The 13,717-nt window shown below is 33.5% G+C and carries 8 protein-coding genes; 5 read left to right on the forward strand and 3 right to left on the reverse strand.

Annotated elements, in window-relative coordinates; genetic code table 11:
* Positions 1-62: 62 nt before the first annotated feature.
* Complete coding sequence (locus EB819_RS09930; RefSeq protein WP_124878750.1) at positions 63-1,061, forward strand: hypothetical protein; 999 nt, start codon at positions 63-65, stop codon at positions 1,059-1,061.
* Between the two features lie 81 nt (positions 1,062-1,142).
* On the opposite strand, the gene EB819_RS09935 is transcribed toward EB819_RS09930, so the two are convergent.
* From EB819_RS09935 to topA, 3 genes are all read right to left on the reverse strand, one after another.
* Complete coding sequence (locus EB819_RS09935) at positions 1,143-2,129, reverse strand: glycosyltransferase family 2 protein (RefSeq protein ID WP_069800224.1); 987 nt, start codon at positions 2,127-2,129, stop codon at positions 1,143-1,145.
* Between the two features lie 89 nt (positions 2,130-2,218).
* On the reverse strand, positions 2,219-3,292 hold the full coding sequence (locus tag EB819_RS09940) for an arginase family protein (protein ID WP_069800226.1): 1,074 nt from the start codon (positions 3,290-3,292) through the stop codon (positions 2,219-2,221).
* A gap of 212 nt (positions 3,293-3,504) precedes the next feature.
* Positions 3,505-6,045, reverse strand: a complete 2,541-nt coding sequence (topA, locus tag EB819_RS09945; RefSeq protein ID WP_069800228.1) for a type I DNA topoisomerase — start codon at positions 6,043-6,045, stop codon at positions 3,505-3,507.
* A 395-nt stretch (positions 6,046-6,440) separates the two neighbouring features.
* Here topA and EB819_RS09950 point away from each other — a divergent pair, with 395 nt between their 5' ends.
* The 4 genes from EB819_RS09950 to ileS all read left to right on the forward strand — a co-directional run bounded on the left by EB819_RS09950 (position 6,441) and on the right by ileS (position 13,714).
* Complete coding sequence (locus EB819_RS09950) at positions 6,441-9,176, forward strand: TonB-dependent receptor plug domain-containing protein (protein ID WP_069800230.1); 2,736 nt, start codon at positions 6,441-6,443, stop codon at positions 9,174-9,176.
* 71 nt (positions 9,177-9,247) lie between these two features.
* Entirely contained in the window at positions 9,248-9,646 is a 399-nt protein-coding gene (locus tag EB819_RS09955; RefSeq protein WP_069800232.1) for a DUF4395 domain-containing protein, read from the forward strand.
* 74 nt (positions 9,647-9,720) lie between these two features.
* Complete coding sequence (locus EB819_RS09960) at positions 9,721-10,206, forward strand: DUF2062 domain-containing protein (protein ID WP_069800234.1); 486 nt, start codon at positions 9,721-9,723, stop codon at positions 10,204-10,206.
* Positions 10,207-10,306: 100 nt separating this feature from the next.
* A complete protein-coding gene (gene ileS / locus EB819_RS09965; protein ID WP_069800236.1) occupies positions 10,307-13,714 on the forward strand; it encodes an isoleucine--tRNA ligase in 3,408 nt (1,135 codons plus the stop codon).
* Positions 13,715-13,717 lie beyond the last annotated feature (3 nt).

The raw sequence follows: 13,717 nt of genomic DNA on the forward strand, positions 1-13,717 counted from the left end.
ATTGCTTTATTAATTCCATTATTCAGCGAAAAAAATTAAATTTGTTATCAAATAATTTGCTGATGCAGAAAATCTCTGATAAACTCCTGATAAATTTATTGCTACCAATAGTCCTTTTGACGATGGTGTTCTATGGCTTTAATTCTGCTTATTTTCCTTATTCAACATTAGAAAAACTGCCAGATTATTACTACAGCAATGTTTACAATTTTAGATTTATCTCCAGAGATGCTTTGGTTTGGTTTTTTGAACAATTTAATGCCGTTTTTACTAACCTAAATCCTCCTATAAAAGAATATGCACTACAGTACGGAACTCTCTTTTATCATAGTTTTTTCCTTTTCAATGCTTTTTTTCTTGTGCTTACTTCATGGTGTTTGAGCAAAATTTTCGCACTGAAAACATTTGCTAATACTTCAGAAGTAGTCAAAATTATAATTCACACCTTTATTTTATTGTTGATTAGTGTTACCAGCTACGTTTTAACACCTTATGACAGTCCAGCTCTATTTTTATTTGCAATTACCGTATTTTTCACACTGAAATATTTCGAAGAAAGAAAACCGCAACAACTCATTATCATTTCAGCACTCATTTTTATTTCTACCTTAAATAGAGAAACTTCTAGCTTGAATATCGCTTTTTTAGGCGCTTTATTTCTAAACAAAGAAATATTGAAAAAAGAAAAATTACAGAAATTCACCAGAATCATTGCATTACCCGTTTTTGCTTTTTTGTTGGCTTATATTTCGGTGAGAATTTTCATGAAAACAGACGAAGCAACCGTAAGTGAAGGTATTTATTTGGTGCAAAATCTTACCAAACCCAATAATATTTTAGGCATCCTATTCTTCATTATTTTCATCAGATGGACTCAAAAAATAAGCAGTTCACAACAAAACATTAGCAAAATTTCAGCCTTCTTGCTTCTTTGTTCGCCTTATTTATTAATGATTTTAATGGTTGGGATTCTTTGGGAAATCAGACTTTTCATTCCTATCATTATCGGAATAATTCTGCTCTCTCAAATGAATTTTGAGGAAGAAACAAAAATGGATTAATTTTTATTTTAACGAAGTTAAAATCTTTGCGACCTAAAAATGTAAAATTTCAAAAACTCATTTTGCGACTTTGCATGTTTTTCAAATCATTTTTCTAATTAATTTTTCAAAACCGAAGAAATACAGAAAGTAATACACCTGTTTTTTCAGAGGAAGCGAAAGCAAATAGTTTTTTCCAAATCTTTGATATTTCAAAATTTCAAAAGTTGAAATTTTCCTTTCTTTAATGAACTTTTTCAATTCCGAAGACATTTTTTGGTACACCTCATCCTCTTTTACGAAAGCGAGATACGCCAAAAAAGTATAAACACCTTCTAAAATTTGAAAGTTTTTCAGTTCTGTTTTCTTGTGTGAATATTTTGAATTTTCAAATGCAATTTCTACATTTTTCACAGCTTTTATAATATCCAAACCTCTTTCCGTGTGAGATTTCGAGATAGAATTGCTTCTTTCTAAATATTGATAATGAAACGCATCTGTTTTTGCCAAAGTTTTACATTGAAGCAGAATTTGCGGAATCAATTCGATATCCTCGAAATGCATTCCTTTTTGAAATCTTTTCCCTTCAAAAAGTTCTCGTTTGAAAACTTTATTACAAGCAAAATAAGAAATATCCGAAAACACTGAAAAATGCTTTTCTAAGTCAACTTTTTCAGGCAAATTCGGGATTTGCGTGAGTTTTTGAGTCACGATTCCGTTTTCGTCAACTTTTTGGAGATTACAAATTACAATTTCGGCTTCGTTTTTTTTTGCTAAACCATACATTTCTTCCATCATTGTTACCGAAACATAATCATCTGAATCTACAAAAGCAAGAAATTCACCAGTTGCTCTGTCTATTCCATAATTTCGCGCATCGCTTAAACCTCCGTTTTCCTTTGCAAAAGTTTTTATTTTTTGAGGAAATTTATTTTGAAAATCCTCTATAATTTTTTGAGAATCATCCGTACTTCCGTCATTGATGACTAAAATTTCTATTTCCTGCAAAGTCTGATTCACTAGAGAATTGAGACATTTCTCTAGGTAATTTTCAACATTATAAATCGGAACGATTACGGATATTTTCATTTTTTTATTTTTTCTCGCTGATTTTACAGGTATAGCAGATAAATATTTTTTAAAAAATCAGCCAAATCAGCTCAATCTGCGAGAGATTCTTAAACTCTTAAAAGTCTCTCACTCAAAACTCCATTCTTTGCCAAATCATACTCATACTGTGAACAAGGAACACATTTTTGAATATTCTCATCACTTCCAAAATACCACAATCCCGTAAAACTGTCTCTTTTGAAAGCAAATTCCTGATCATCTATCAACACCCAAAAAGTATCGTAATGACGTTCTTTTGGATGCGTTTTTTGAATATCAATTCCTTCCAATAAATACCAAAGCATTTGTGCCAACAATTGATGATTCAATATATTTTCCGCATCTGCATTGAAATTAAAAATTCCCGCCAATTTCAGATTTTCACCTAAGCCAATTTCTTTCATCACGGCACAAATTTCCCTTCTGTTCAAACCATTAATTTGAGGATTTACCGAAAAAGGTTCTGCAAAACTTTCCACCGCATCACAATTCAGCGTTACCAAATCTGCTCTACGGAAAAACGGTTCTATTCTATCGGTATTTCCCATCATTTCGGCTAGTCTAATGACATCAAACTCTACACTTTTCATCAATTTCACCGCATCGATTTCGTTCAAATGCTTCTGATAACCGAGATGATGATAATCTTTAAGGCTCAACAATTTAGAGTTGAAAATTTTCTGCAAAAAGTTCTTTTCTGAAATCTCATCGCCTTCATTGGAAAGGTCAATTTTATTATTAATTTGAGTATATCTAATGTTTTTTTGATGAAAATTAAGCGCATAAATCATTGCAATAGACAAATCATTTCCTCCACCTACAACAATCGGAACTGTATTTTTATACAAACAAGATGATAGAACTTCCTGCAAAATATAGTGCGTATCTTGAAGAGATTTCCCAGAAATGAGATCTCCCAAATCACAAATAGGAATTTCAAAATCAAATTTCGAAAGTTTGTAAAATTCGTCTCTTACTGTATCAAAATTTTTGGCAACTGCATTTCCTTTTCCGCCTCTGTAATCGCTACAAAAAACCAACAAAATTCCGTTTTCTGGAATTTCATTCGTAATCAAACTTCCTAATTGCCAAGGTCGAGTTTCTATTTTTTTTGGTGAAATGATAATGTCTTCTATGTTCATTTTTTGAATTTACTGTTTTCTGATTAGGTTCTTTTAAAAACCTTTACTACAAACTTACAAAATAAGTTCTGCAACTAAAAATTTTAATTTCTGCTAAAGCCAAATAGTTTCTCCACAAAAAAAGCGGACTAAAGTCCGCTCCTATTGATAATATTTTATAAAAATCTTTGCGCTCATTGCGTAAAACCTTTACGACATTGCGTGAAACAAAATTATTTTTTCTTCGTTGCTGGTTTTTTAGCTGCTGTTTTCTTTGCAGCAGGTTTTTTCTTTTCAGCAAAAGCTGTTTTATCTTGGTCGGTAATCCATTTTTTTACTTCATCCAAAGAGACGGTTTGCAATTCTTCTGCTTCATACTTGATTCCGTCTTCTTTTTTAGGAATTTTCAACATTCCTTTTCCGAATTTGATGAAAGGTCCCCATCTTCCGTTTTCAATAGAAATTTTTTCTTTTTCCCATTGCTGAATATAACGATTCGCTTCTTTCTCTAATTTTGCAGAAATAAGTTCTTCAATATCTCCTTGAGTAAGATTGTCAAAATCATATTTCTTAGGAACATTTACATATAAATCTTTGTATTTTACAAATGGCCCAAATCTTCCCGTTCCTTTCGTTACTGGTTCACCTTTATAAGTGGCAATTGGCGCATCTGCTTCTATTTTTTCTTTGATGAAATTTTCTGCAACTTCTTGAGTTACCGAAAAAGGATCTGTTCCTCTTCCAATAGAAATAAAAGCATCTCCCCATTTTACATAAGGTCCGAATCTTCCTACGCCAACAGAAACTGGTTTTCCTTGGAATTCATTTAAATCAAAAGGAATTTTAAATAATTCTAAAGCTTCTTCAAAACTGATGGTATTGATATTTTGCGTTGGCAAAAGTGAAGCGTAAGTTGGTTTCTCTTCATCATCATTTTCCCCAATTTGAATCATCGCACCATATCTTCCCATTCTAGCGTAAACATTTTTGCCAGATTTAGGATCTACACCTAATAATCTCTCACCAGTAGCTCTATCTGCATGTTCTTCTACATCTTCTATTTTTGGATGGAAATTATCATAGAAATGTTTCAGTGTTTCTTTCCATTTTTCTGAACCATTGGCAATATCATCAAAATCTTGCTCTACTTTTGCAGTAAAACCATAATCTAAAATTTCATTGAAATTATTGATTAAGAATTCATTCACCACTTCGCCAATATCTGTAGGAACGAATTTATTTTTATCTCCACCGAATTTCTCCGTCAAAACTTCTTTTTTCAGTCCAGATTTTCCTAGAGAAAGTTTTACAATTTCCCTTTCTTGTGGAAGAATTTCTCTTTTATCTACATATCCTCTATTCTGAATCGTCTGAATCGTTGGTGCATAAGTAGAAGGTCTACCAATTCCCAATTCTTCTAATTTTCTTACCAAAGCAGCTTCCGTATATCTTGCTGCTGGTTTAGTGAATTTTTCGGTAGCTGTAATTTTTTTATAGCTTAAAACTTCGCCAACATTTACTTTTGGCAATAGTTTTTCGTTGTTTTCCTCATCATCTTCTTCAGTTTTTGAAATTCCATAGACTTTTAGGAAACCATCGAAAACAACTACTTCACCTTGCGCTTCGAAATGACTTGGCAAAGCAGAATTCCCAATTTCAATGACGGTTTTTTCAATTTTTGCATTCGCCATTTGAGACGCCAAAGTTCTCTTATATATTAATTGATATAATTTATTCAATTGAACATCATCAATCGATTTTACAGAAAAATCAGTCGGACGAATCGCTTCGTGCGCTTCTTGTGCTGATGAAGATTTCGTGGTATAATTTCTTGGCGAAGAATAAGCTCCACCGAATTCTTTTTCAATGAAATCTTTAGCAGAATTAATCGCTTCTTGAGACAAATTCACAGAATCGGTTCTCATATAAGTAATGTACCCTTCTTCGTAAAGACGTTGCGCAATTCTCATCGTAGAAGTTACGTTGTAACCCAATCTATTACTCGCTTCTTGTTGCAAAGTAGAAGTGGTAAAAGGTGCAGAAGCAGAACGAGAACCTGGTTTAGTTTCTACATTTAAGACTTTAAATTCTACATTTTGAGATTTTTCTAAAAATGCTTCCGCTTCGTTTTCTTTAGTGAAATCTTTTTTCAGTTTTGCAGAAATATCTTGTTTTTCAGCATTTGTAAAAACTCCTTCTACTTTATATGATGAAGTTGGTTTAAAATTTCTAATTTCTTGCTCTCTTTCTACCACCAATCTCACTGCAACAGATTGAACTCTACCAGCTGAAAGTCCGGTTTTTACTTTTTTCCAAAGAACTGGCGACATTTCAAAACCTACAATTCTATCCAGAACCCTTCTTGCTTGTTGCGCATTTACGAGATTTTGATCAATTTTTCTAGGATTTTCAATGGCTTTTAGAATCGCATTTTTGGTAATTTCGTGGAAAACAATTCGTTTTGTGTTGTCGTCTTTTAGTTTCAGTTCATCAGCAAGATGCCACGCAATTGCTTCACCTTCACGATCTTCATCGGAAGCCAACCAAACCATTTCTGCTTTTTTCACTGCCGCTTTCAGTTCTGTTACGAGTTTCTTTTTATCAGCAGAAACTTCGTAATCTGGCGTGAATGTTTTTAAGTCTATTCCCATTCCTTTTTTAGGCAAATCTCTAATGTGTCCGAAACTGGATTTCACCTCGAAATCTTTACCTAAATACTTTTGAATGGTCTTCGCTTTTGCTGGTGACTCTACGATTACTAGATTTTTTGACATACACAAAATTTTTGCAAAAGTAGAAACTTTTTTTTAAACGAGATTTTTTAATATTATTTTTCCTTGTTTTATGACATATTTTACCTAATTTTTCGGATATATTCATTTTATCTATCACAACAAAAAAGATATTTTTTCATCAAAAATTTGGAAAACCAATAAACTTGATATAGTTTTGCCAAAGATTTATGACAACAAACGAAATCATATCAAACTATTCTTATATCAACATTATAACAATGATGTGCTGTTGTTCTCCTATTATGCAAAATAAGAGGGCAATAAATTGCGTCATTATGATTGATTAAGTAGAAATTCTATTAACAATATATATTAATGAGCCCTCAGTTTTCTGAGGGCTTTTTTTGTTCAAAAAAAAAATTAAACTTTAAAATATGAAAAGAAAACAACAATTGTTAGGATTATTGGTAATTACAGGATTAGGAATTCCTACATTATCAAATGCACAAAAGAAAGATTCTGTACAAGAAAAAAACATCGAAGAGACCGTTTTGTTAGGTTCTAGAGGAGGTGTAAGGTCAAAAACAGACAGCCCCGTTCCTGTAGATGTATTCAACTTAAAGAAAGAAAGTATCATACTTCCTCAATCAAATATTAATCAAATTCTTAATATCATTGCACCGTCTTTTACTTCTACAGTGCAGACAGCAGCAGATGGAACAGACCATTTAGATCCCGCTCAATTAAGAGGTCTTGGACCAGACCAAGTTCTGGTTTTAGTAAACGGAAAAAGAAGACACTCTTCTGCTCTAATTAATGTAAACGGAACACCAGGAAGAGGAACTGTAGGAAAAGACCTTAATGCTATCCCGTCTTTTGCAATAGACAGATTAGAAGTTTTGAGAGACGGAGCTTCTGCGCAATATGGTTCTGATGCAATTGCTGGAGTTATCAATTTAGGCTTAAAAAGAGACACAGGAAAACTTAGTGGACAGTTTACTTACGGTGGAAATCTAACTCCAACAGCTAATGACCATACTGGAAATTTTGACGGACAAAACATTCAGGTAGATTTAAATTACGGAAATAAAATAGGCGAAAAAGGTGGTTTCTATAACATTACTTGGTCTTCTCAGTTTAGAGATGCTACTTCTAGAGCAGGAACAGAAAGCGGAAATTTATTTAATGCTTACAATGCAATAGAACAACGTGCCTTAGAAAATGGAGTAAATCTTTCATCTCTTTTCAGCAATATTAATAACACGCCAAATTCTCAGCAGATTATTAATTACATTCATCAATACGCACAAAATGTAAATTATTTTTCTAGTGCTTACCAAAGTCAAATTCAAAATGCAAGCACAATCTCGGCACTTCAAGGAATACTAACTACCAATTTCACAGACCAAGAATTAGCTTATAGAGGTCTTACTAGAAAAGATTTCAACATGCAAATTGGTCAATCTAAACTAAACAACCATCAGCTTTTTGCAAACATTGAAGTTCCTGTTAGCGACCATTGGAAAGTTTATACTTTTGGAGGATATAGCTACAGAAACGGTGTTTCGGGAGGTTTTTACAGAAGACCAAACCAATCAAGAACATTTACAGGATTGTATCCAAATGGCTACCTTCCTCAAATTGGAACTCAAATTCAAGACATTTCTTTTTCTACAGGAATTAAAGGCGATTGGAAAGGTTGGAATATCGACTTGAGCAACACTTTCGGACAAAATTCTTTCGATTACACCATCAAAAACACAGGAAATACTTCTCTTAGATTTGCTTCTCCTAACGAATTTGACGCTGGAGGTTTAAGATTTACTCAAAACACCATCAATTTAGATTTCAATAAAGATTACGACATTCTTTCTGGATTAAATGTTGCATTCGGAGGAGAACACAGATACGAAAATTTCAAAATTTCTGCGGGAGAAGAAGCTTCATATACCGCTTATGACATTTTCGGAAATCCACAAACAACTACTACAGCAGCTAACCAAAAACCTACAGACTTTTTTGGAAACACACTTCCTGGAGGTTCACAAGTTTTCGGAGGTTTCAGACCAGACAATGCCGTAAGCAAAAACAGACAATCTGTAGCTGGATATGTAGATTTTGCGCTTAATATTACAGATTGGTTCTTGGCAGATGCAGCTGCTCGTTATGAAAATTATTCAGATTTTGGCTCTACATTTAACTATAAATTAGCTTCAAGAATTAAAGTTGCAGACAATTTCAATTTTAGATTTGCAGGTTCTACAGGCTTCAGAGCGCCTTCTATTCATCAAATTTATTACAATGTAACTTCTACTTTGTTCACCAGCGGACAACTTTTGGAAGTAGGAACATTCAGCAACGATTCAAAAATTGCAAATCTTCTTGGCATCCCAAAACTTAAACAAGAAACTTCAAAATCAGCAAGTGTAGGTTTTACTTATAAAATTCCTTCGGCAAACCTTACCATTACAGCAGATGGTTATTTCACAAGAATTGATGACAGAATTCTTTTAACTGGACAATTTTCAAGAGCTGCTGTTTCTGCCGTTGCAAAAGCTGCTTACGATGAAGCTCAGGTAAATGCAACTCAATTTTTTGTAAATGCAATTGATACTGAAACCAAAGGTTTAGACTTTGTAATTACTCAAAACAGTAAAATCTCTAATGTGAAAATTGATAACAATTTTGCGATAAACCTCAACAAAACTAAAAAAGTTGGAGCAACGCACACTTCCGGTTTATTACAATCTCCAGATTTAGAAAAAGTATATTTCGCCGAAAACGTTAGGGTTTATTTAGAAGAAGCTACTCCAAGAGTGAAAGCTACATTATCTCACAATATCTCTTGGAAAGACTTTTCTTTCTACCTAAGAAATACCTATTACGGAAAAGTAACATCTCCAGATTTAATAGACGTAAACGGTGACGGAACAATTGGCGCACAAGAACACCAATCTATTGCAGATAAAGTAATTACAGACGTGTCTGCGGCTTATCAATTTACAAAAAATGTAGGTTTATCTCTTGGCGTAAACAATGTTTTTGACATTTATCCAACCAAAAACCTTACCGCTTCTACCAATAACGACCAGTTTATCTACTCTCGTTCCACCTCACAATTTGGACTAAACGGAAGATACGTTTTTGCTAGAATTAATTTTAATTTCTAATAATTTTTATACCAATAAACCGGCAGTAGCACAAATTTTGCTGTCGGTTTATAAAAAAACAAAACAAATTTATGCCCACAGAAAACAAAATCAGAATAACCGCATTTTTAGTATTTATCTTAACCATTTTATACATCACCACTCATTCCATTTGGATTCCTCTTTTTCTATTGATAGATTTCGCTTTCAGAGGTTCTGGATACGGAAAATGGAGCATTTTAGGATTAATTGCCGAAAGATTAGTAAACATTCTTAAATTAGAACAAAAACCAATCTATTTCCCACCGAAACAATTTGCAGCACAAGTAGGTTTTATTTTTTCATTGACCTTGTTGGTTTTTAATCTTCTCGAAATCAACAGTCTTATTGTAAGCGGAATTTTGCTGATTTGCGCAGGTCTGGAAGCGTTTTTCAATTTCTGTGTAGGATGTTATGTGTACAATGCTTATTATCACATCAAAAATAAATAGCATTTATTTAACATTTCCAAAAGGTGCAACTGCACTAAATTCTATTATTTTTGTAGAATACAAATCTTATTTTATTGAAAAACTTCATTCAAAATTCCATTAAAAGTCAGAAAGTATTCTATCGATATTTTCGCAGGAAAGGTATTAAAAGACTTTTCAAAGAAAATATCTTAGAAAGTGATGGAAACAACAAAAGTAAAGCGCTTTCTATCGCCTTAGGAATTTTTATTGGAGTTTCTCCTTTTTGGGGATTTCATACTGTTTTAGCACTTTCATTGGCAACAGTTTTTAAGCTGAATAAGTTTCTTACATTTGTATTTTCTCAAATCAGTTTAGCGCCTTTCATTCCCTTTATTATAGGGATTTCTATGTTTTTCGGTTCGTTTTTCGTGGAAGGGAAAACCAATTTTTCTCATCAAGAATTGAATTTAGAAATGGTAAAACACAACTTGTTACAATACTTAGTGGGAAGTTTTATTTTCGCCACTTTGTTAGCGATTAGTTTTGGTTTTACATTTTTCTATCTATTAAATCTTTTCCGAAAAGAAAGCACGTCTTAACTCACTTAAAACCAATATTTTTAACCAAAAATTAATAAAAAATTCACGAAAATTCATTATATTCGCACACTTAAATTTTAACAGTAGAAACCGAGATATAATGAAGAAGTTCACAGAATACAAGCAACTTAACCTAAATGCTGTAGCAGATAACGTTGCCAATTTTTGGAAAGCCAATCAAACTTTTAAAAAATCCGTAGAAACACGCGAGGGAAAACCTGAATACGTTTTTTACGAAGGACCGCCTTCTGCAAACGGAATGCCGGGAATTCACCACGTAATGGCAAGAGCGTTGAAAGATATTTTTTGCCGTTACCAAACGCAAAACGGAAAACAAGTTTTCCGTAAAGCTGGTTGGGACACGCATGGTTTACCTGTAGAATTAGGCGTAGAAAAAGAACTCGGGATTACCAAAGAAGACATCGGTAAAAAAATTACCGTAGAAGAATACAACCAAGCGTGTAGAAATGCTGTAATGCGTTATACAGACGTTTGGAATGACCTTACGGAAAAAATTGGATATTGGGTAGATTTAGACAATCCTTACATCACCTACGAACCAAAATACATGGAAACAGTTTGGTGGTTGCTCAAACAATTGTACAACAAAGATTTATTGTACAAAGGTTACACCATTCAGCCGTATTCTCCAAAAGCAGGAACTGGACTTTCTTCTCACGAACTGAACCAACCAGGAACGTACAGAGATGTTTCTGACACTACGGTTGTCGCGCAGTTTTCAGTAAAACAACTTTCAGAAAAAGCATCAGAAAAAATCTCAAATCTCGAATCTCAAATCTCAAATCTAAGTATTTTGGCTTGGACGACTACTCCTTGGACATTGCCTTCTAACACCGCTCTTGCAGTTGGTAGAGATATAGAATATGTTTTGGTAAAAACCTTCAATCAATATACTTTTGAGCCGATTAATATTATTTTGGCTCGACCGTTATTGGAAAAACAATTCGGAAAAAAATTTGTTGAAGGAACAGATGAAGATTTTGCCAATTACACCGCTGAAAGTAAAACCATTCCTTACCAAGTTTTAGCAGAATTTACAGGGGAAGATTTGGCTGGAACCACTTACGAACAATTAATTCCTTGGTTTTTACCCGCAGAAAATCCTGAAAAAGCATTTAGAGTAATCATCGGAGATTTTGTAACTACGGAAGACGGAACGGGAATTGTTCACATTGCGCCAACTTTCGGGGCTGATGATAATAGAGTTGCTCAGGAAAACGGAATTCCGCCAATGTTGGTAAAAGATGAAAATGATAATTTGGTTCCATTGGTTGACTTAACCGGAAGATTTTTGAAAGGCGAAAACGTTCCTGAACTTTTCAGTGGAAAATATATTAAAAACGAATATTACGATGAAGGAACCGCTCCTGAAAAATCTTGGGATGTAGAACTCGCGATTTTGTTAAAAACCGAAAACAAAGCCTTCAAAGTTGAAAAATATGTTCACAGTTATCCGCATTGTTGGAGAACTGATAAGCCAGTATTGTATTATCCTTTGGATTCTTGGTTTGTAAAAATGACTTCCGTGAGAAATCGTTTGGTAGAACTCAATGAAACCATCAATTGGAAACCAAAATCTACAGGTGAAGGAAGATTTGCCAACTGGTTAGAAAATGTAAACGATTGGAATCTTTCTCGTTCAAGATATTGGGGAATTCCTTTGCCAATCTGGAGAAGCGAAGATTTGAAAGAGCAAAAAGTTATTGGTTCTGTAGAAGAATTGGTGAATGAAATTCAAAAATCAATTGAAGCAGGTTTTATGACGGAAAATCCTTTCAAAGATTTTGAAGTAGGAAATATGTCTGCTGAAAATTATGCAAAAATAGATTTACACAAAAATATTGTTGATGCCATCACTTTAGTTTCAGACAGCGGAAAACCAATGAAACGTGAATCTGATTTGATTGATGTTTGGTTTGACTCTGGTTCTATGCCTTATGCACAATTGCATTATCCTTTTGAAAATAAAGAATTAATCGACAGCGGAAAAGCTTTTCCGGCAGATTTTATTGCAGAAGGAGTTGACCAAACTAGAGGTTGGTTCTATACACTTCACGCCATTGGAACTACGGTTTTTGATTCTATTGCTTATAAAAATGTAATGTCTAACGGTTTAGTTCTTGACAAAAACGGACAAAAAATGTCTAAACGTCTCGGAAATGCAATTGATCCTTTTGAAACTTTACAAAAATACGGTCCCGATGCAACGCGTTGGTATATGATTTCTAACGCCAATCCTTGGGAAAATTTAAAATTTGACTTAGAAGGAATAGATGAAGTTCGTAGAAAATTCTTTGGAACGCTTTATAACACGTATTCTTTCTTTAGTTTGTACGCGAATGTTGATGGTTTCAATTATTCTGAAGAAGAAGTTGAAAACAGACCAGAAATTGACAGATGGATTCTTTCTGAACTCAATTTATTGGTGAAAGATGTTACCGAATTCTATGAAGACTACGAACCAACGAAAGTAGCAAGAGCGATTAACAATTTCGTAAATGATAATTTAAGCAACTGGTATGTAAGATTGTGTAGAAGACGTTTCTGGAAAGGTGATTACAGCGAAGACAAAATTTCGGCTTACCAAACTTTATACACTTGTTTAGAAACTGTCGCGAAAATTTCAGCTCCAATTGCTCCGTTCTTTATGGATCAATTGTACCAAGATTTGAACGCTGTTACAGGAAAAGATGCAGCAGAATCTGTTCACTTAACCGATTTCCCGAAAGTTGATGAAAGCTTAATCGACCAAAATTTAGTAGAAAAAACGCATTTGGCTCAAACCATCACTTCTATGGTATTCTCTTTGAGAAAGAAAGAAAACGTGAAAGTTCGTCAACCACTTCAAAAAGTGATGATTCCTATTCTAGACAAGAAAACCGAAGAGCAAATTTTAGCGGTTTCGGAACTCATCAAACAAGAAGTAAACGTAAAAGAATTGCAATTAATTAATGCAGAAGAAGCAAGTCATTTAATTGTAAAACAAATTAAGCCGAATTTCAAATCTTTAGGTCAAAGACTAGGAAAAGATATGAAAACGGTTGCTGGTGAAATTACTAATATGACTTCAGAGCAAATTTCCACCATTGAAAAAGAAGGAAAAATGACCATCGCAGGTTACGAAATCGGTTTAGAAGATGTAGAAATTTCTACAAAAGATATCCCAGGTTGGACGGTTGCTAGCGAAGGAAAAACAACGGTAGCGCTTGATTTAACCATTACAGATGAATTAAAATCTGAAGGAATTGCGAGAGAATTCATCAATAGAGTTCAGAATTTAAGAAAAGACAAGGATTTCGACCTAACAGACAGAATTTCAATCAGTTTAGAAGAAAACTGTCCGTTTAGAAAAGAACTTACTAACAATGAACAATATATTTGTACAGAAGTATTGTCAGATAAAATAGAATTTGTAATTTCACTCGCAAATTTTGAAGAAATCGAAATTGACGAAGTTAAATTTAATGTTAATATTGAAAAAATATAACAA

The organism is Cloacibacterium normanense, assembly GCF_003860565.1.
Classification (GTDB): Bacteria; Bacteroidota; Bacteroidia; order Flavobacteriales; family Weeksellaceae; genus Cloacibacterium; species Cloacibacterium normanense.

What these genes read in the sequence shown, in the direction of transcription:
- EB819_RS09950 (WP_069800230.1), top strand. Translation starts at nt 6,441, where the DNA reads ATGAAAAGAAAACAACAATTGTTAGGATTATTGGTAATTACAGGATTA.
- EB819_RS09940 (WP_069800226.1), bottom strand. Translation starts at nt 3,292, where the DNA reads ATGAACATAGAAGACATTATCATTTCACCAAAAAAAATAGAAACTCGA.
- EB819_RS09955 (WP_069800232.1), top strand. Translation starts at nt 9,248, where the DNA reads ATGCCCACAGAAAACAAAATCAGAATAACCGCATTTTTAGTATTTATC.
- ileS (WP_069800236.1), top strand. Translation starts at nt 10,307, where the DNA reads ATGAAGAAGTTCACAGAATACAAGCAACTTAACCTAAATGCTGTAGCA.
- EB819_RS09930 (WP_124878750.1), top strand. Translation starts at nt 63, where the DNA reads ATGCAGAAAATCTCTGATAAACTCCTGATAAATTTATTGCTACCAATA.
- EB819_RS09935 (WP_069800224.1), bottom strand. Translation starts at nt 2,129, where the DNA reads ATGAAAATATCCGTAATCGTTCCGATTTATAATGTTGAAAATTACCTA.
- topA (WP_069800228.1), bottom strand. Translation starts at nt 6,045, where the DNA reads ATGTCAAAAAATCTAGTAATCGTAGAGTCACCAGCAAAAGCGAAGACC.